The sequence below is a fragment of the Streptomyces bambusae genome, assembly GCF_019400985.1.
GTDB lineage: Bacteria > Actinomycetota > Actinomycetes > Streptomycetales > Streptomycetaceae > Streptomyces > Streptomyces bambusae_A.
On record NZ_WTFF01000043.1, the window covers coordinates 13,570 to 31,254 of the forward strand.

Annotated in this window: 19 protein-coding genes; 1 reads left to right on the forward strand and 18 read right to left on the reverse strand. The window is 71.5% G+C overall.

Annotated features, from left to right (window positions below):
• Together GPJ59_RS09235 and pyrR are read right to left on the reverse strand one after the other, a co-directional pair.
• On the reverse strand, positions 1-987 hold the full coding sequence (locus GPJ59_RS09235; RefSeq protein WP_219665986.1) for an aspartate carbamoyltransferase catalytic subunit: 987 nt from the start codon (positions 985-987) through the stop codon (positions 1-3).
• Between the two features lie 131 nt (positions 988-1,118).
• Positions 1,119-1,706 (reverse strand): bifunctional pyr operon transcriptional regulator/uracil phosphoribosyltransferase PyrR, encoded by a 588-nt coding sequence (gene pyrR, locus GPJ59_RS09240; protein ID WP_219665987.1) that lies wholly within the window; start codon positions 1,704-1,706, stop codon positions 1,119-1,121.
• 271 nt (positions 1,707-1,977) lie between these two features.
• Here pyrR and bldD point away from each other — a divergent pair, with 271 nt between their 5' ends.
• Positions 1,978-2,478 (forward strand): transcriptional regulator BldD, encoded by a 501-nt coding sequence (gene bldD / locus GPJ59_RS09245; RefSeq protein ID WP_125645028.1) that lies wholly within the window; start codon positions 1,978-1,980, stop codon positions 2,476-2,478.
• A gap of 179 nt (positions 2,479-2,657) precedes the next feature.
• Here bldD and nusB read toward each other — a convergent pair whose 3' ends face one another.
• The 16 genes from nusB to rpsD all read right to left on the reverse strand — a co-directional run bounded on the left by nusB (position 2,658) and on the right by rpsD (position 16,838).
• The gene (nusB, locus tag GPJ59_RS09250) at positions 2,658-3,092 is read right to left on the reverse strand and encodes a transcription antitermination factor NusB (RefSeq protein ID WP_219665988.1); all 435 of its coding nucleotides are present in this window, start codon (positions 3,090-3,092) and stop codon (positions 2,658-2,660) included.
• Between the two features lie 2 nt (positions 3,093-3,094).
• A complete protein-coding gene (efp, locus tag GPJ59_RS09255; protein WP_219665989.1) occupies positions 3,095-3,661 on the reverse strand; it encodes an elongation factor P in 567 nt (188 codons plus the stop codon).
• Positions 3,662-3,712: 51 nt separating this feature from the next.
• A complete protein-coding gene (locus GPJ59_RS09260; protein WP_219665990.1) occupies positions 3,713-4,819 on the reverse strand; it encodes an aminopeptidase P family protein in 1,107 nt (368 codons plus the stop codon).
• Between the two features lie 92 nt (positions 4,820-4,911).
• Complete coding sequence (locus GPJ59_RS09265; RefSeq protein ID WP_219665991.1) at positions 4,912-5,622, reverse strand: AAA family ATPase; 711 nt, start codon at positions 5,620-5,622, stop codon at positions 4,912-4,914.
• Between the two features lie 54 nt (positions 5,623-5,676).
• The gene (gene aroQ, locus GPJ59_RS09270; RefSeq protein WP_219665992.1) at positions 5,677-6,117 is read right to left on the reverse strand and encodes a type II 3-dehydroquinate dehydratase; all 441 of its coding nucleotides are present in this window, start codon (positions 6,115-6,117) and stop codon (positions 5,677-5,679) included.
• Positions 6,114-7,223, reverse strand: a complete 1,110-nt coding sequence (gene aroB / locus GPJ59_RS09275; protein ID WP_219665993.1) for a 3-dehydroquinate synthase — start codon at positions 7,221-7,223, stop codon at positions 6,114-6,116. The genes aroQ and aroB overlap by 4 nt, the downstream gene beginning before the upstream one ends.
• Entirely contained in the window at positions 7,220-7,702 is a 483-nt protein-coding gene (locus GPJ59_RS09280) for a shikimate kinase (protein ID WP_219666004.1), read from the reverse strand. Before GPJ59_RS09280 ends, aroB begins: the two co-directional genes overlap by 4 nt.
• 44 nt (positions 7,703-7,746) lie before the next feature.
• Positions 7,747-8,931 carry a chorismate synthase gene (gene aroC / locus GPJ59_RS09285; protein WP_219665994.1) on the reverse strand — a complete coding sequence of 395 codons (1,185 nt, stop codon included), beginning with the start codon at positions 8,929-8,931 and terminating at the stop codon, positions 7,747-7,749.
• A 193-nt stretch (positions 8,932-9,124) separates the two neighbouring features.
• Complete coding sequence (locus tag GPJ59_RS09290) at positions 9,125-9,328, reverse strand: hypothetical protein (RefSeq protein ID WP_219665995.1); 204 nt, start codon at positions 9,326-9,328, stop codon at positions 9,125-9,127.
• Positions 9,329-9,366: 38 nt separating this feature from the next.
• Positions 9,367-10,188: a shikimate dehydrogenase gene (locus GPJ59_RS09295; RefSeq protein ID WP_219665996.1), complete on the reverse strand. Its 822-nt coding sequence runs from the start codon at positions 10,186-10,188 to the stop codon at positions 9,367-9,369.
• Positions 10,189-10,198: 10 nt separating this feature from the next.
• Positions 10,199-12,031 (reverse strand): endolytic transglycosylase MltG, encoded by a 1,833-nt coding sequence (gene mltG / locus GPJ59_RS09300; protein WP_219665997.1) that lies wholly within the window; start codon positions 12,029-12,031, stop codon positions 10,199-10,201.
• A gap of 81 nt (positions 12,032-12,112) precedes the next feature.
• Complete coding sequence (gene ruvX / locus GPJ59_RS09305) at positions 12,113-12,583, reverse strand: Holliday junction resolvase RuvX (RefSeq protein ID WP_219665998.1); 471 nt, start codon at positions 12,581-12,583, stop codon at positions 12,113-12,115.
• Positions 12,584-12,586: 3 nt separating this feature from the next.
• A complete protein-coding gene (gene alaS / locus GPJ59_RS09310) occupies positions 12,587-15,256 on the reverse strand; it encodes an alanine--tRNA ligase (protein ID WP_219665999.1) in 2,670 nt (889 codons plus the stop codon).
• A complete protein-coding gene (locus GPJ59_RS09315; protein ID WP_219666000.1) occupies positions 15,256-15,597 on the reverse strand; it encodes a hypothetical protein in 342 nt (113 codons plus the stop codon). The genes alaS and GPJ59_RS09315 overlap by 1 nt, the downstream gene beginning before the upstream one ends.
• Before the next feature lie 8 nt (positions 15,598-15,605).
• Positions 15,606-16,052 carry a DUF948 domain-containing protein gene (locus tag GPJ59_RS09320; RefSeq protein WP_219666001.1) on the reverse strand — a complete coding sequence of 149 codons (447 nt, stop codon included), beginning with the start codon at positions 16,050-16,052 and terminating at the stop codon, positions 15,606-15,608.
• 174 nt (positions 16,053-16,226) lie between these two features.
• Positions 16,227-16,838: a 30S ribosomal protein S4 gene (gene rpsD, locus GPJ59_RS09325; protein ID WP_219666002.1), complete on the reverse strand. Its 612-nt coding sequence runs from the start codon at positions 16,836-16,838 to the stop codon at positions 16,227-16,229.
• Between the last annotated feature and the right edge of the window lie 847 nt (positions 16,839-17,685).

Consider the following 17,685-nt stretch of genomic DNA (forward strand, 5'->3'; position numbering starts at 1 on the left):
TTACTTGCTCTCCTCGGTGCGCGGGGACGACGGGGTGGTGACGGCGGGCTCGGAACCGCCGAGCAGCAGGTAGAGGACGGCCATGCGGATGGACACGCCGTTGGCGACCTGCTCGACCACGGTGCAGCGGTCGGAGTCGGCGACCTCGGCGGTGATCTCCATGCCGCGGACCATCGGCCCGGGGTGCATCACGATCGCGTGCTCGGGCATCCGCGCCATGCGCACGCCGTCCAGGCCGTAGCGGCGGGAGTACTCGCGCTCGGTGGGGAAGAAGGCGGCGTTCATGCGTTCGCGCTGCACACGCAGCATCATCACCGCGTCGGACTTCGGCAGCACCTCGTCCAGGCTGTACGAGACCTCGCAGGGCCACTGCTCCACCCCGACCGGCACCAGGGTCGGCGGGGCCACCAGGGTGACCTCGGCGCCGAGCGTGTGCAGCAGGTCGACGTTGGAGCGGGCGACGCGGCTGTGCAGGACGTCGCCGACGATCGTGACGCGGCGGCCGGCGAGGTCCTGGCCGAGCGCGTCCTTGCCGACCAGGCGGCGGCGCATGGTGAAGGCGTCCAGCAGGGCCTGGGTGGGGTGCTGGTGGGTGCCGTCGCCCGCGTTGATCACGGGCGCGTCGATCCAGCCGGAGGTCGCCAGGCGGTACGGCGCGCCGGACGCGCTGTGCCGGATGACGACGGCGTCGACGCCCATCGCCTCCAGGGTCTGGGCGGTGTCCTTGAGGGACTCGCCCTTGGAGACGCTGGAACCCTTGGCGGCGAAGTTGATCACGTCGGCCGAGAGGCGCTTCTCGGCGGCCTCGAAGGAGATCCGGGTGCGGGTGGAGTCCTCGAAGAAGAGGTTGCAGATCGTGCGTCCCCGCAGGGTGGGAAGCTTCTTTATCGGCCGGTCGGCGATCCGGGCCATCTCCTCGGCGGTGTCGAGGATCAGGACGGCGTCGTCGCGCGTGAGGTCGGCGGCCGAGATGAGGTGGCGCTTCATCTGGGTGCTCCGTAAGGGTTCGAACGGGCGGCTGGGGTGCGGCGGGCAGGCGTCGGTACGGACCCGGGGTGCCGGGAGGGCATGCCGGGGCCGCGGGACCGGTCGCCGACCGGCCCCTTCACTCGAACGGGCTAGTGGAGGCCTGCCGTGGAGGTCCGCTGGCCGAGCAGCACGGCGTCGCGGCCGTCCTCCTCCTGGAGCTGGACCTTGACGGTCTCCCGCAGCGACGTGGGGAGGTTCTTGCCGACGTAGTCGGCGCGGATCGGGAGTTCGCGGTGGCCGCGGTCGACGAGGACCGCCAGCTGCACGGCGCGCGGGCGGCCGAGGTCGCCGAGGGCGTCGAGGGCGGCGCGGATGGTGCGGCCGGAGAAGAGCACGTCGTCGACGAGGACCACGAGGCGGCCGTCGATGTCGTCGCCGGGGATCTCGGTGCGGCCGATCGCCCGGGCGGGCTTCATCCGCAGGTCGTCGCGGTACATGGTGATGTCGAGGGAGCCGACCGGCACGGTGGAGCCGGTGATCTCTTCGAGCTTGGCGGCGAGCCGGCGGGCGAGGAAGACGCCGCGGGTGGGGATGCCGAGGAGCACCACGTCGTCGGCACCCTTGGCGCGCTCGACGATCTCGTGGGCGATGCGGGTCAGGACCCGCGCGATGTCCTGCGCCTCCAGAACGGGGCGGGCGGCATCGGCACCGGGCAGCTGGGCGGCCTGCGTGTCCATGAAAAAGGACCTCCTTCTCCGCCTCACGGGACGGACCTTAAAGGACGTCTGATGTACGCCTGCAACGTTACCAGGACGGAGGGGGTGAGTCCGCACCGGGGCGTTCCGGCACCCCCCTTAAGGGGCCCATGAAGACCATTCGGCTTGACGCGGCCAAGTAACGCTGCGTAACCTCACAGTGAGTTACCAGCGCCGCGCGGCGGAGCCGACTGTCTGTCCGCGTCCTTCATGTCGTCACAGCGTCAACAGCGTCACAGCGTCCGGGAGCGTTATGTCCAGCGAATACGCCAAACAGCTCGGGGCCAAGCTCCGCGCCATCCGCACCCAGCAGGGCCTCTCCCTCCACGGTGTCGAGGAGAAGTCGCAGGGCCGTTGGAAGGCCGTGGTGGTCGGTTCGTACGAGCGCGGGGACCGCGCCGTGACCGTCCAGCGTCTGGCCGAGCTGGCGGACTTCTACGGGGTTCCGGTCCAGGAGCTCCTCCCCGGCACCACCCCGGGTGGCGCGGCCGAGCCGCCGCCGAAGCTCCGTCTCGACCTGGAGCGCCTGGCCCATGTACCCGCCGAGAAGGCCGGCCCGCTCCAGCGCTACGCGGCCACGATCCAGAGCCAGCGCGGCGACTATAACGGCAAGGTGCTGTCGATCCGCCAGGACGACCTGCGCACCCTGGCCGTGATCTACGACCAGTCCCCCTCGGTCCTGACCGAGCAGCTCATCAGCTGGGGCGTCCTGGACGCCGACGCGCGCCGCGCGGTGGCGCACGAGGAGGCCTGAGCCTCGGCCTGACCTCCGGGGAAGGCACAGCAGAAACGTACCGGCGGGGCCGGTGGGAGCCGAGTGCTCCCACCGGCCCCGCGGTGCTTCTGTGGCGTGCTTCTGTGTCGTGCTTCGCCCTGCGGACGCGGAAGGGCCCGCAGCGCGTGCGCTGCGGGCCCTTTCCGGATCCCGTGGGCTCAGTCCTCGCCTCGGCGCAGGCTGGGCTTGAGGTCCTTGAACCGGCCGAGCAGCCCGTTCACGAAGGCCGGGGAGTCGTCGGTGGAGAACTCCTTGGCGAGCTGGACGGCCTCGTCGATCGCCACGGCGTCGGGGGTCTCGTCCACCCAGATCAGCTCGTACGCGCCGATCCGCACGATGTTCCGGTCCGCGACCGGCATGCGGTCCAGGTCCCAGTCCACGGCGTAGGTCGCGATCAGCTCGTCGATGCGGCTCACCTTGTCGGCGTAGCCCTCGACCAGATCCATGGTGAAGGCGCTGACCGGCGGCTGCCGCGTGTCGTTGCGCGAGTGCCGGATCCAGTCCGCGAGGACCTCGCGCACGGGCACGCCGCGCTGGTCGGCCTCGAAGAGGATCTGGAAGGCGCGCTTGCGCGCGTTGCTGCGGGCAGCCACGGTTAGCCGCTCACCCGGCCGAGGTAGTCGCTGGTGCGGGTGTCGACCTTGACCTTCTCACCGGTGGTGACGAAGAGCGGGACCTGGATCTCGTGGCCGGTCTCCAGGGTGGCGGGCTTGGTGCCACCGGTGGAGCGGTCGCCCTGGACGCCCGGGTCGGTGTGCTGGATGGTCAGCTCGACGGCGGCCGGCAGCTCGACGTAGAGCACCTCGCCCTCGTGGCGGGCCACGGAGGCGGTGAAGCCCTCGATCAGGAAGTTGGCGGCGTCGCCGACGGCCTTCTTGTCGACGTGCAGCTGGTCGTAGGTCTCCATGTCCATGAAGACGAAGTACTCGCCGTCCATGTAGGAGAACTGCATGTCGCGGCGGTCAATGGTGGCCGTGTCGACCTTCACGCCGGCGTTGAAGGTCTTGTCGACGACCTTGCCGGAGAGCACGTTCTTGAGCTTGGTGCGCACGAAGGCCGGGCCCTTGCCGGGCTTGACGTGCTGGAACTCGACGACGGACCAGAGCTGGCCCCCGTCGAGCTTGAGCACCATGCCGTTCTTGAGGTCGTTCGTGGAAGCCACGGTTGCCAAATCTCCTGGACGATAAGACCGGAAGGTGCGCGCACAGCGGAGCTAGAGCGCGAGCAGCTCCTTGGTCGTAATGGTGAGTAGCTCGGGTCCGCCGTCCGCCTCGGGGCGTACGACGAGCGTGTCATCGATCCGGACTCCGCCCCGGCCCGGGAGGTGGACCCCCGGTTCGACGGTGACCGGCACGCAAGCGTCCAGTTTACCCATTGCCGTAGGTGCAAGCTGCGGGTCCTCGTCGATTTCGAGGCCGACGCCGTGTCCGGTCCACGGGCTGAGGGCTTCTCCGTGCCCGGCCGAGTCCAGGATCGAGCGGGCCGCGTGGTCGACGGCCCGGTACGGGGCACCGGGCACCAGGGCCTCCCGGCCGGCCCGCTGGGCCGCGAAGACCAGGTCGTAGAGCTCGATCTGCCAGTCGGCGGGAGTGGTGCCGATGACGAAGGTACGGCCGATCTCGCAGCGGTACCCGCGGTAGTTCGCACCCAGGCAGACGGAGAGGAAGTCGCCCTCCTCCACCCGCCGGTCGGTGGGCCGGTGGCGGGAGCGGCCGGAGTGGGGGCCGGTGCCGACCGAGGTGGGGAAGGCCGGGCCGTCGGCGCCGTGGTCGACGAGCCGGCGCTCCAGTTCCAGGGCGAGGTGCCGCTCGGTGCGCCCGACCAGGATCGACTCCAGCAGTTCGCCCAGTGCCTGGTCGGAGATCTCGGCGGCGATCCGCAGGCAGGCGATCTCCTCCTCGTCCTTGACCAGGCGCTGCTGCTCCACGGAGAGGCCGAGGTCGGCCAGCCGCAGCCGCGGGGCGACGGAGTGCAGGGCGCGGTGGCGGGCGACCGTGAGGTGGTGCTCCTCGACGGCCAGGGAGTCGGCGCCGCCGGTCACGGCCAGATCGGCGCCGGCGACCGCGGGGTCGCCGCCGGGGGTGGTCAGGACCGCCACCCGCAGGTGCTCGTCCAGCCGGCCCTCCTCCGGCTCGCCGGTCGGCGTGTCGGTGGCGAAGAGCACGTCCTCGGCCGGCCCGACCAGCAGGGCCGCACCGGCGGGGCAGGCCCCGGCGAGGTAGCGGACGTTGGCCGGACGCGTGATCAGGGCGGAGGCGGAGCCTGCGGCGGCGCACTGGTCGCGGAGCAGGGCCCGGCGGGACGCGTACACGTCTGACATGCCTTCGAGCCTACGAGCGACTGCCGGGCCCGGCGCGTCGAGCGCGTCCGCCCGGGCAGGCCCGGCCTGCGCGAGGGGGGCGGAGCGGCCGGCTACCAGCCGGCGGGGGCCGCCAGCCCGCGGGCCAGGGCGGCGTCCAGGGCGCGGGCCGTGCCCTCCACGTCGAGCTGGGAGTTGTCGATGATCGGCAGGCCGGAGCCGTACCAGCCGGCCATCCGCCCGTGGATGCGGGCGACCTCCTCGTCGGAGAGCCGGCGGTTGCCGGAGCGGGCCGCGTTGCGCTCCAGCACGACCTCCAGGCCCGGCAGCAGGACGACGGGCAGCAGCCCGGGCCCGACGTGGCGCTTCCACCCGCCGAGGCCGACCACCGGCCGGTCGGGGAAGACCGCGTCGTCGAGGATGCAGGAGATGCCGTTGGCGAGGAAGTTGCGGGCGGCGAAGCCGCAGGTGCGGCGGGCGAGGCGGTACTGGGCCTCGGAGTGGTCGTTCCAGCCGGCCTGCGGGTCGGCGAAGCCCGAGCAGACCCATTCACGGACGTCGTCCAGGCTGATGTGGGCGGTCGGCACCGGGCGGGAGTTCGCCCAGTGCCGGGCCACGGTGGTCTTGCCGGCCCCGGCGGGGCCGATCAGCAGCACGGCGAGGGTGGCCGCCCCCGTGCCGGGCGCGGCGGCCGGCAGCGGGATGTGCCCGGTGGCCTCGGGGACCGGCGCCACGGGCCAGCCCTGGGCCGGGGGTATCGGCGGCTGCGGGGGCGCTGCCGAGGGGTGCCCCGGCGGACCCCAGCCCCCCACTCCGTGCTGCATCCGCTGCCACTCCGTCTCGTTCAGGCGATGGGCTACTGATGCGAGAACGTTATCTCAGCCCTGGAGCTCCTCGGCCAGCGCGCGCAGCGCCAGCCGGTAGGAGCCCAGCCCGAAGCCCGCCACGGTCCCGGTGGCCACGGCCGCGATGACCGAGGTGTGCCGGAACTGCTCACGGGCGTAGGGGTTGGAGATGTGCACCTCGATGAGCGGCGCGGTGCGCTGGGCGGCCGCGTCGCGCATCGCGTACGAGTAGTGCGTGAAGGCCCCCGGGTTGATCACCACGGGGATCTTGCCGTCGGCCGCCTCGTGCAGCCAGCGCACGATCTCGCCCTCGTCGTTGGTCTCGCGGACCTCCACGTCGAAGCCGAGCTCCTCACCCAGGCTCCGGCAGCTCTCCACCAGACCCTTGTACGAAGTTGAACCGTACACGTCCGGCTCGCGCGAGCCCAGTCGGCCCAGGTTGGGCCCGTTGAGCACGAGCACCCGGCGGCTCACGCGGAGACCTCGCCGTACGCGGCGACCAGGTGCGCCGGGTCGGGGCCCTCCAGGACGGTGGGCTTGGCGAGCCCGTCCAGGACGATGAACCGCAGCAGGTTGCCGCGGGACTTCTTGTCGACCTGCATGGTCTGGAGCAGCTTGGGCCACTGGTCGCCGCGGTAGGTCAGCGGCAGGCCGACGGAGGCGAGGATCGCCCTGTGGCGGTCGGCCGTGGCGTCGTCCAGGCGGCCGGCCAGCCGGCCCAGTTCGGCGGCGAAGACCATGCCGACGGAGACGGCGGCGCCGTGGCGCCACTTGTAGCGCTCGTTCTTCTCGATGGCGTGCGCGAGGGTGTGCCCGTAGTTGAGGATCTCCCGCAGGCCGGACTCCTTGAGGTCGCTGGAGACCACGTCGGCCTTGACCTGGATGGAGCGCACGATCAGCTCGGCGGTGTGCGGGCCGGCGGGCGTCCGGGCCGCCTCCGGGTCCGCCTCGACCAGCTCCAGGATCTTCGGGTCGGCGATGAAGCCGGCCTTGATGATCTCGGCCAGGCCGCTGACGTAGTCGTGGACCGGGAGGGACTCCAGGGCCGCCAGGTCGCAGATGACGCCGGCCGGCGGGTGGAAGGCACCTACGAGGTTCTTGCCCTCGGCGGTGTTGATGCCGGTCTTGCCCCCGACGGCCGCGTCCACCATCGCCAGGACGGTGGTGGGCACCGCGATCCAGCGCACGCCGCGCAGCCAGGTGGCCGCGACGAAGCCGGCGAGGTCGGTGGTGGCGCCGCCGCCGACGCCCACGATCACGTCGGTGCGGGTGAAGCCGGACTGGCCCAGGGCCTTCCAGCAGTACGCCGCCACCTCGGCGGTCTTGGCCTCCTCGGCGTTCGGCACCTGGATGGCGATCGCCTCGTAGCCCTGCTCGGCGAGGTCCGCGCGCAGCGCCTCACCGGTCTCGGCGAGGGCCTCGGGGTGGATCACGGCGATCCTCTGGGCCTTGGTGCCGACGAGTCCGGCGAGCTCGCCGAGCAGCTGGTGCCCGACGAGGACGTCGTAGGCGTCGTGGCCGGCGCTGCCGCCGACGTGGATCCGCGTCACCTGGTCCTGACCGGTGTCCTGCTCCGTCATACGTCCTTCAACTCCAGTGCGTCGAGGACCGCCTGGGCGACCTCTTCGGGGGTGCGGTCGTCGGTGGCCACCACGACGCGCGCGACTTCGGTGTACAGATGGCGCCGGGCTTCCATCAGCTCGCGCCACTGGCGGCGCGGGTTGACGGCGAGCAGCGGGCGCGCGGCGCCCAGGCCCACGCGCCGGACGGCCTCCTCGACGTCCATCGACAGGTAGGCGACGGGGAGGCCGGACAGCAGCGCCCGGGTGCCCGCGTCGAGGACGGCTCCGCCGCCCAGGGCGAGGACGCCGGCGTGCTCGGCGACGGCGGCGGCGACCGCCTGCCGCTCCAGCTCGCGGAAGTACGGCTCGCCCTCGTCCACGAAGATGTCGGAGATCGGCCGGCCCTCGGCGGCGACGATGTCCGCGTCGGTGTCCCGGTAGGGGACGCCGAGCCGCTCGGCGAGCAGCGCCCCCACCGTGGACTTGCCGGACCCCATGGGTCCGACGAGGACGACCAGCGGGCCGTTGCCGGATCCGGCCGTCACCGGATCTGGAGGTTGTCGAGGTACGACTGCACGTTGCGGCGGGTCTCGGCGACCGAGTCGCCGCCGAACTTCTCGACCACGGCGTCGGCCAGCACCAGCGCGACCATGGCCTCGGCGACGATGCCGGCGGCCGGGACGGCGCAGACGTCGGAGCGCTGGTGGTGCGCGGCCGCGGCCTCGCCGGTGGCGACGTCGACGGTGGCCAGCGCCCGCGGCACGGTCGCGATGGGCTTCATCGCGGCGCGCACGCGCAGCAGCTCGCCGGTGGTCAGGCCGCCCTCGGTGCCGCCGGAGCGGCCGGAGGTGCGCTTGATGCCCTCGGGGGTGTTCACGATCTCGTCGTGGGCCTGGGAGCCGGGCACCCGGGCGAGCTCGAAGCCGTCGCCGACCTCGACGCCCTTGATGGCCTGGATGCCCATCAGCGCGGCGGCGAGGCGCGCGTCGAGGCGGCGGTCCCAGTGCACGTGCGAACCGAGGCCGACCGGGACGCCGTACGCGAGGACCTCGACGACGCCGCCGAGGGTGTCGCCGTCCTTGTGGGCCTGGTCGATCTCCGCGACCATCGCCTTGGAGGCGTCGGCGTCGAGGCAGCGGACCGGGTCGGCGTCGAGCTTGTCGACGTCCGCCGGGGTCGGGTAGACGCCGTACGGGGCCTTGGCCGAGGCCAGCTCCACCACGTGGGAGACGATCTCGATGCCCGCGGCCTCCTTCAGGAAGGAGCGGGCGACGGCGCCCAGCGCGACGCGGGCGGCCGTCTCACGGGCGCTGGCGCGCTCCAGGATCGGCCGGGCCTCGTCGAAACCGTACTTCTGCATGCCCGCGAGGTCGGCGTGGCCGGGGCGGGGCCGGGTCAGCGGGGCGTTGCGGCCGGTCTCCTTGAGCTCGGAGGGGTCCACGGGGTCGGCCGACATGACCTTCTCCCACTTGGGCCACTCGGTGTTGCCGACCATGACGGCGACCGGGGAGCCCATCGAGAGCCCGTGGCGGACACCGCCGAGGAAGGTGACCTCGTCCTGCTCGAACTTCATCCGGGCACCGCGGCCGTAGCCGAGCCGGCGCCGGGCCAGGTGGTCGGCCACCAGCTCGGTGGTCACCGGGACGCCGGCGGGAAGACCCTCCAGCGTCGCCACCAGCGCCGGTCCGTGCGACTCCCCGGCGGTCAGCCAACGCAACCTGCTCAACGATGCTCCTCATGCTCGCGCCTGGTACAGCGACGGCGCGGCCCTGGGTGTGTGTGCCTCCCAGCCGTGGCCGGGGACGCGGCCCGGGCCCGCCCAGGTCGATCCTCCCACGTCCGCGCTGGTGAACAGGCCTCCGGTCCAGCTTTCGGACGCCACTGTGGCAAGTCGTGGCGCCGCCAGGGCGCCGGGGGCCTCAGGAGGCGGCGGCGCGCCGCTGCCTGAGCCGCTGGACGGCGGACCACACGGCGCCGCCCGCGACCAGCGTGAACAGTGTGATCTTCACCCAGTCCGGCAGGCTGCTGACCAGCATGCGGATGAAGAGGTACACGGCCATGCCGGCGTCCCACCCGGCGTCCCACTTCGACGCCAGGATCCAGCTGCCGTCCGTACTGTCCATGGTGCTCCCGTCGTGCATGTCCGTGCGGACGGGAGAGCCTACCGGGCGGCGAGCGCCGCCTCTCCGGCGGTCCGCATGGCCGCCAGCGGGCCGGGGCGGCCGGTCATCTGCTCGACCTGGAGCACGGCCTGGTGGACCAGCAGGTCGAGACCGCCGACCACCTTGCCGCCGCGCTCGTCCCAGGCGGCCGCGAGCGCGGTGGGCCAGGGCTCGTACAGCACGTCGAAGAGGGTGCCCGGCTGCTTGGGGACGACGGTGGCGAGGGCGTCGGTGGTGCCGGCCGGGGTGGTGGCGATGACCAGCGGGGCGCTCAGCGCCTCCGCCGCCAGCGTCCAGTCGGCCGTACGGACGGTGATGCCGAGCCGCTCGCCCCACTGGCGCATCTCGGCCGCGCGGGCCTGGCTGCGCACGTACGCGGTGACCTCGCCGGAGCAGATCCGGGCGAGGGCGGCGAGCGCCGAGGAGGCGGTGGCCCCGGCGCCCAGGATCGCGGCGGCGGGCACCTTGTCGACGCCGCGCTCGTGCAGGGCGGCGACGATGCCGGGGATGTCGGTGTTGTCGCCGAGGCGGCGGCCGTCCTCGGTGAGGACGACCGTGTTGACCGCCTCGACCGCCGCGGCGGTGTCGCTGATCTCGTCGAGCAGCGGGATGACGGCCCGCTTGAGCGGCATGGTCAGGGACAGGCCGGCCCACTCCTCGCCGAGCCCGGCGATGAAGCCCGGGAGTGCGGCCTCGTCCACCTCGAAGCGGTCGTAGGACCAGTCGGCGAGACCGAGCTCCCGGTAGGCCGCGCGGTGCAGCACGGGCGAGAGGGAGTGCTCGATGGGGGATCCCAGCACCGCGGCCTTGTTGCGTGACATGCCTGCCTGCCTACCTGTTGCTCTGTCGCCGGTTGAATTCCTTGACCAGTTCGTCGTGCTCCTCGAAGGTCCTGGTGAAGGTGGTCTTCTTCCCGTCGACCGATACGAAGAACATCCAGCCGCCGCCGTCGGGGTTCATGGCCGCGTTGACGGCGTCGTCGCCGGGGTTGCCGATCGGGCCGGGGGTGAGGCCCGCGTGGAAGTACGTGTTGTACGGGTTGTCGAGCGTACGCGTCTCCGTGCGGGAGACGTTGATGTTGCTCGTGCCCTTGAGGTAGTTGATCGTCGAGTCGAACTCGAGCTTGCGGTTGGTGACGGTGTTCGTGGGCTTGAGGCGGTTGTAGATGACGTCCGACATCTTCTTGAAGTCGTCGTGGCTCATGCCCTCGGCCTGGACCATGGACGCGATCGTGACCACCTGGAGCGGCGAGCTGAGGCCGAGCTCCTTGGCCTTGGCCTCGACACCGTGCGCCGCGTACGACTCGTTCGCCTTGGCGACCATCTGCTTGAGCAGGTCCTCGGGCTTCATGCCCACGGTGAGGTCGTAGCGCGCCGGGTAGAGGAAGCCTTCCAGCGGGTCGATCATCTTCGGGTTGGCGCTGTCCGCCCAGGTCGGCAGGCCCAGGTTCTTCAGCTCGCGCTTGGCCACGTCCTTGGTCGTGCCGCTCTGGAGCTTGAGCTTCTTGTCGATGGCCTCGTACACCGCGGCGTTGCGCCAGCCCTCGGGGATCGTGACCACGTTGAGCTTGGTCGGGTCGACCATCACCGCGACGGCTTCCTTGGCCGACATCCGCTTGCGCAGCGGGTAGACGCCGGGCTGGATGTTCTTGCCCTTGGGGTTGGCGGACGCGGCGGAGACGAACGCCTCGGCGCTCGCGACGACGCCGGCCTCCTTGAGGGTGCGGCCCATCTGGCCGAGGCCCGAGCCCGGTTTGATCTCGACGTCGATCGGCTCGGTGCCGGCGCCGGTGAAGTCCGCGGGGGCGCCGAACCGGTCCTGCAGGAAGCTGTAGCCGTAGTAGCCGCCACCGCCGACGATGCCGATCAGGACGAGCGAGGTGAACAGGCAGGCGACGCCGTTGCGGCCCTTCTTCTTGCCCTTGCCGGACTTCCCGGACTTGCCGGAGGCGGCGCCGTTCCCGCCCTTCGCGCCCTTCGCGCCTTTGCGGTCGGTGCGCCGGCCGGCGGACGCCGGCTCGTCGGCCTCGTCGTCGTCCTCGTCCGTGTCGGGCGCGTCCTCGGTCCGTTCGGGCGCGAGGTGGCGCTGGTTCGGCGGGGCCGGCGGCGGATAGGCCTCGTCGGAGGTGTACAGGTCGGGCGCCTCGCCGGGGTAGCCGGCGGGCTGCTGGGCGTACCCGGCGGCGCCGGCGTAGGCCTCGCCGCCGGCGTACGGGTCCGCTCCGACGTACGTCTGGCCGGTCGCGTACGGGTCCGCGGCGACCTGGGGGTGGGCGGCCTGGGGGTGGGCGGCCTGGGGGTCGGTCAGGCCGATCATCTGACCGGTATCCCAGGCCTGTCCGCCGTACGTCTGCTGCGCGACCGGCTGCTGCATGTGCGGCTGCATCTGCTGGGGGTGCATCTGGGGGTGCATCTGCTGAGGCTGCATCTGCGGCTGCACCTGCTGCCCGTACTGCTCGGGGTACTGCTGGTGCTGCTGCGTCGCGTACTGCTGCTGCGGGTACTGCTGGTGCTGCTGGTACTGCGCCTGTGGCTGCTGGTACTGCTGCTGGTCCTGGGGATAGTGCTGCGGGACCTGGTGCTGTCCCGTCCACCCCGGGTCCCCGTAGAGGGGGTCCTCGGGGTGCCACGGTTCGGGGGCCTGGCCCCGGCCATACTCAGTCATCGATCCCCTAGAGCGCCGCGTCGAAGAGCCGACGGCTGTTCGAAATGCCGCCACATCGCGCGGAACGTTACCGTATCGCGATCAGATGACCACTTCGACGCACTCGCCGGGCGGATTACCTGATACCCGTTCGGTCTCAAGAGCGTTTTGGAGGATGATCACAGCGGCTGCCTGATCGATGACGGAACGTCCCTTCTTGGCGCTCCTCCCCGAGGCGCGAAGCCCCTGGGCCGCGGTGACGGTGGTCATCCGCTCGTCCACCAGGCGCACGGGGACCGGCTTGATGCCCTTCGCCAGCTCCCCGGCGAAGGCCCGCACCTTGGCCGCGGCCGGCCCCTCGCGTCCGCTCAGCGAACGGGGCAGGCCGACCACGACCTCCAGCGGTTCGTACTCCTCGACGAGCTGGCGCAGCCGCCGGTGGGCGGCCGGGACGTCACGTCCCGGCACGGTCTCCACCGGCGTGGCGAGGACCCCGTCGGGGTCGCACGAGGCGACCCCGATCCGGGCGTCCCCGACGTCGACCGCGAGCCGACGTCCACGGCGCAGTGCCATGCGTCAGGCCGTCTCTACGACGAGCCGCTCGACCGCGGCGATGGCCTCCGGCACGGCGGCCGGGTTCTGGCCGCCGCCCTGGGCGACGTCCGGCTTGCCGCCACCGCCGCCGCCGAGGGTCTTGGCGGCGGTACGGACCAGGTCACCGGCCTTGAGACCGCGCTCGCGGGCGGCCTCGTTGGTGGCGATCACGGTCAGCGGGCGGTCGTTCGCCACGGCGAACAGGGCCACCACGGCCGGGCGGTCGCCCTGGATGCGGCCGCGGACGTCGAGGACCAGCTTGCGCAGGTCGTCGGCGCCGGTGCCGTCCGGCACCTGGCCCACGACGAGGGCGATGCCGCGGATGTCCTGGGCGTTCTCGGCGAGACCGGCGGCGGCCTGGAGGACCTTCTCCGCGCGGAACTTCTCGATCTCCTTCTCGGCGTCCTTCAGCTTGCCGAGCATGGTGGAGATCTTCTCCGGGAGCTCCTCCGACCGGCCCTTGACCAGCTCCTGGAGCTGGGCGACGACCGTGTGCTCCTTGGCGAGGAAGTTGTACGCGTCCACGCCGACCAGGGCCTCGACGCGGCGCACGCCGGAGCCGATGGAGGACTCGCCGAGCAGCTTCACCAGACCCAGCTGGGCGGTGTTGGCCACGTGCGTACCGCCGCAGAGCTCCTTGGAGAAGTCGCCGATGGTCACGACGCGGACCCGCTCGCCGTACTTCTCGCCGAACTCGGCGATGGCGCCCTGCTTCTTCGCCTCGTCGATGCTCATGATCTCGGCGGTGACGTCGAGCTCGCGGGAGAGCACGTCGTTGATCTTCTGCTCGACGTCGGTGAGGACCGTGCCGGGGACGGCGTTCGGCGAGCCGAAGTCGAAGCGGAAGCGGCCGGGGCTGTTCTCCGAACCGGCCTGGGCGGCGGTCGGGCCGAGGGCGTCGCGCAGCGCCTGGTGGGTCAGGTGGGTGGCCGAGTGGGCACGGGCGATGGCCCGGCGGCGCTTGACGTCGATGGCGGCGTACGCGGAGGCGCCCACCGTCACCTCGCCGACCTGGACGGAGCCCTTGTGCACGGAGACACCCGGGACCGGCTGCTGGACGTCGCGGACCTCGATCACGGCGCCGGTGTCGAGCTTGATCCGGCCCTGGTCGGCGAGCTGGCCGCCGCCCTCGGCGTAGAACGGGGTGCGGTCGAGGACGACCTCGACCTCGTCGCCCTCGGAGGCGGCGGGCGCGGGCATGCCGTTGACCAGCAGGCCGACGACGGTGGACTCGCCCTGGGTGGTGGCGTAGCCGGTGAACTCGGTGGCGCCGGCGTTGTCGGCGATCAGCCGGTAGGCGGAGACGTCGGCGTGGCCGGTCTTCTTGGCCTTGGCGTCGGCCTTGGCCTTGTCGCGCTGCTCCTGCATCAGGCGGCGGAAGCCGGACTCGTCCACGGAGAGGCCCTGCTCGGCGGCGATCTCCAAGGTCAGGTCGATCGGGAAGCCCCAGGTGTCGTGGAGCAGGAACGCCTTGTCGCCCGGGAGGACCGTACCGCCGGCGGCCTTGGTCTCGGACACGGCGGTGTCGAGGACGTTGGAGCCGGCGTTCAGGGTCTTCAGGAAGCGGGCTTCCTCGGCGAGCGCGACGGTCTCGATGCGCTTGCGGTCGGTGATCAGCTCCGGGTACTGCTGCCCCATCGTGTCGATCACGACGTCCATGAGGTCCTTGACCACGGGGCCGGTGGCACCCATGAGGCGCATGTTGCGGATGGCGCGGCGCATGATGCGGCGCAGCACGTAGCCGCGGCCCTCGTTGCCGGGGGTGACGCCGTCGCCGATGAGCATGACGGAGGTGCGCATGTGGTCGGCGACCACGCGCATCGAGACGTCGGTGTCCTTGGCGGCGCCGTAGCGGACGCCGGTCAGCTCGGTGGCCTTGTCCATGACGACGCGCAGGGTGTCGGTCTCGTACATGTTCTGCACGCCCTGGAGGATCATCGCCAGGCGTTCGAGGCCGAGACCGGTGTCGATGTTCTTGGAGGGCAGGTCGCCGAGGATCGGGAAGTCCTCCTTGCCGTCGCCGGCGCCTCGCTCGTACTGCATGAAGACGAGGTTCCAGATCTCCACGTACCGCTCGTCGTTGACGGCGGGGCCGCCCTCGACGCCGAACTCCGGGCCGCGGTCGTAGTTGATCTCGGAGCACGGGCCGCAGGGGCCGGGGACGCCCATGGACCAGAAGTTGTCCTTCTTGCCCAGGCGCTGGATGCGCTCGGCGGGGACGCCGATCACGTCGCGCCAGATCGTCTCGGCCTCGTCGTCGTCGAGGTAGACGGTGATCCAGAGCTTCTCCGGCTCAAGGCCGTAGCCACCCTTGTCCTGGGGCGTGGTGAGCAGCTCCCAGGCGTACTTGATGGCTCCTTCCTTGAAGTAGTCGCCGAAGGAGAAGTTGCCGCACATCTGGAAGAACGTGCCGTGGCGGGTGGTCTTGCCGACCTCTTCGATGTCCGGGGTCCGGACGCACTTCTGCACGCTGGTGGCGCGGGGGGCCGGGGGCTTGGTCTCGCCGAGGAAGTACGGCTTGAACGGGACCATGCCCGCGTTGACCAGCAGCAGAGTCGGGTCGTCCGCGATGAGCGACGCCGAAGGGACGACGGTGTGACCGCGCTCCTCGAAGAAGCTCAGCCAGCGGCGGCGAATCTCAGCCGACTCCATCAGTGGTCCTCATTCCGGTTGTACGAAAACTTCGGTCGGTGGTCGTTGTCGTTCGTCAGGGCCCGCAGCCGGCGCGGCCCGGGCAGGGCGCGCACGTTGTCGGGCCGGTCCGGGTCGGAGTTCAGACCCAGTGCATCGTTCAGCTCGTCCTCGCGCTGGAGCATTCCCGCCTTGACGTCGAGGGCGAAGTCCTTGAGGCGGTGGCCCGCCTCGATCGCCTTGTCGGCGGCCTGTGCGGCGAGGCTCTCGGGGGTCAGCTTCTTGAGCTTGCGGTTGACCTTGGTGGTGGCCCACACGCCGGCGGCTGCGCCTGCGGTGAACCAGAAGGTACGGCGGAACATCGCGGTCGTCAGTCCTTCTGCTTGCGGCGCCATGCGGAACGGGCGGTCCGTGCGGCCGGCACGGTCCGGCCGACGATCACAGTACGGCGGGTCGCGCGCGCCGGCACCTCGTCCGTCCGGCCCAGCGCCTTGCGGACGCCGTAGCCGAAGGCGGCCACCTTCACCAGCGGCCCGCCGAAGGTGGAGGCCACGGTGGAGGACAGGGCGGAGGCGTTGGAGGTGACCTCCTGCACGTCGCTGGCGATCGCGTCGACCCGGTCGAGCTGGGTGCGGGCGGAGCGGACCGTGGTGGAGGCGTCGGCGAGGAGCGGGACGGCCTGCTCGGTCACGTCGGCCACCAGCTTGGTGGTCGCCTTCAGCGTCTGGGCCAGCCTCACCAGCACCACCGCGAGGAACGAGACCAGGATCGCCCAGAAGACGGCCACGAGGATCCCGGCCACCTCTCCACCGGACACGTTGCACCGCTCCTATGCACGTAGAAAACACGTAGAAAGTTGTCCCCCGACCCTATCGCGCCAGGGGTGGGCCGCCGTACCCGAATTCCGGTGCGCGGCCGTGGGAACGACGGAACCCGCCGCCCCGGAGGGACGGCGGGTTCCGAACAGCCTGTGAGGCCTACCCCTGCTGGATCAGCGGGCGTAGTACTCGACGACGAGCTGCTCGTCGCAGATCACGGGGATCTCCTTGCGCTGCGGGTCGCGGTCCAGGCGGAACGCCAGGGCCTTCAGGTTGACCTGCAGGTAGCGCGGGGTCTCGCCCTCGCCCGCGTAGCCACCCTCACGGGCGACCTGGAAGGGGTGCTTCTCGCGGGAGCGCTCGCGCACGGTGACGACGTCGTCCGGACGCACGCGGAACGACGGCTTGTCGACCTTGGCGCCGTTGACCTCGATGTGGCCGTGGACGACCATCTGGCGGGCCTGGTAGATGGTGCGGGCGATGCCCGAACGCAGCACCAGGGCGTCCAGACGACGCTCGAGCTCGACGACCAGGGCCTCACCGGTCTTGCCGGCGACCTTCTTGGCGCGGTCGTAGGCGCGGGCCATCTGCTTCTCGGAGATGTCGTACTGCGCGCGCAGACGCTGCTTCTCCAGCAGGCGGACCTTGTAGTCCGAGGTCTGCTTGCGGCCACGGCCGTGCTCGCCCGGCGGGTAGGGGCGGGCCTCGAAGTACTTGACGGCCTTCGGCGTCAGGGCGATGCCGAGGGCGCGGGACTTCTTGACCTTGGGTCGTGCCTGGTTCACGTGGAACCTACCTCCATGTAATTTAGGTGAGCCTTACCTTATTCGAGGAGGACGTAATGTCTCGACCACATGGGATCCCCCTGCCCAGTGCGCGTCGCAGTTCGGACGAGAAACGATCCACGTCCGCTTTCGACGACGGTAGGCAAGGTCAGCCGCGTCCCAGGGAAGGCGCTCGACAGCTCACCTGAGCCGAGCGCGTACGAACCCTCGTAGAGTCCAACGCCTCAGTATCCCTCACTCTCGCCGGTGCTCGTGACCCACGGGGTCGCGAGGAGGCCGACAGGCGCTCGGGACAGGGATGCCGGCCGCACGGACCGTCACCCCGGACGGGGACGTGATTCTCCTTGTCTCCGGGGAATCCGCGGATGCCGGGGCAGCCGCTCACGCCCAGGACGACGACCTCACGGCCGTGATCGAGATCACGGCCGTGGCGCCGATGTCCGTGGCCCATCGTATCCGGGGCCGCTGCGCGGGGCCTTTCCCCTACCCGCCCCTTCCCGAACCGGGGCTTCGCCCCGGACCCCGCCCCTGTTCGGGGGCCATCCCGGCCGTGGCGGACCCGCGGGTCCCCTGTGGCTGATCGCGCAGTTCCCCGCGCCCCTGACGGGGCGCAGCCCGGCCCGATCCAGCCCCGCCGGCGTTTGAGGCGCGGGCCCCGCGCAGCGGTTACGGCGTGTGGCCGCCGGGGCGTGCGCGGGGCCGCCCCGCCACCGCCGCGTGGCGCGCCCCCCCCCCGGCCCCCCGTGGCCCGGTGTCGACGTCTCCATTGATCGGGCCCGCCCCCCCCCTGCTGGCGCGCCATCGCCCCCCCCCCCCGGCCCGGTTGATAGCTACCCCCTGCGGTGCC

What these genes read in the sequence shown, in the direction of transcription:
- GPJ59_RS09235 (WP_219665986.1), bottom strand. Translation starts at nt 987, where the DNA reads ATGAAGCGCCACCTCATCTCGGCCGCCGACCTCACGCGCGACGACGCC.
- pyrR (WP_219665987.1), bottom strand. Translation starts at nt 1,706, where the DNA reads ATGGACACGCAGGCCGCCCAGCTGCCCGGTGCCGATGCCGCCCGCCCC.
- bldD (WP_125645028.1), top strand. Translation starts at nt 1,978, where the DNA reads ATGTCCAGCGAATACGCCAAACAGCTCGGGGCCAAGCTCCGCGCCATC.
- GPJ59_RS09260 (WP_219665990.1), bottom strand. Translation starts at nt 4,819, where the DNA reads ATGTCAGACGTGTACGCGTCCCGCCGGGCCCTGCTCCGCGACCAGTGC.
- GPJ59_RS09265 (WP_219665991.1), bottom strand. Translation starts at nt 5,622, where the DNA reads ATGCAGCACGGAGTGGGGGGCTGGGGTCCGCCGGGGCACCCCTCGGCA.
- aroB (WP_219665993.1), bottom strand. Translation starts at nt 7,223, where the DNA reads ATGACGGAGCAGGACACCGGTCAGGACCAGGTGACGCGGATCCACGTC.
- GPJ59_RS09280 (WP_219666004.1), bottom strand. Translation starts at nt 7,702, where the DNA reads ATGGGGTCCGGCAAGTCCACGGTGGGGGCGCTGCTCGCCGAGCGGCTC.
- GPJ59_RS09290 (WP_219665995.1), bottom strand. Translation starts at nt 9,328, where the DNA reads ATGGACAGTACGGACGGCAGCTGGATCCTGGCGTCGAAGTGGGACGCC.
- GPJ59_RS09295 (WP_219665996.1), bottom strand. Translation starts at nt 10,188, where the DNA reads ATGTCACGCAACAAGGCCGCGGTGCTGGGATCCCCCATCGAGCACTCC.
- mltG (WP_219665997.1), bottom strand. Translation starts at nt 12,031, where the DNA reads ATGACTGAGTATGGCCGGGGCCAGGCCCCCGAACCGTGGCACCCCGAG.
- ruvX (WP_219665998.1), bottom strand. Translation starts at nt 12,583, where the DNA reads ATGGCACTGCGCCGTGGACGTCGGCTCGCGGTCGACGTCGGGGACGCC.
- alaS (WP_219665999.1), bottom strand. Translation starts at nt 15,256, where the DNA reads ATGGAGTCGGCTGAGATTCGCCGCCGCTGGCTGAGCTTCTTCGAGGAG.
- GPJ59_RS09315 (WP_219666000.1), bottom strand. Translation starts at nt 15,597, where the DNA reads ATGTTCCGCCGTACCTTCTGGTTCACCGCAGGCGCAGCCGCCGGCGTG.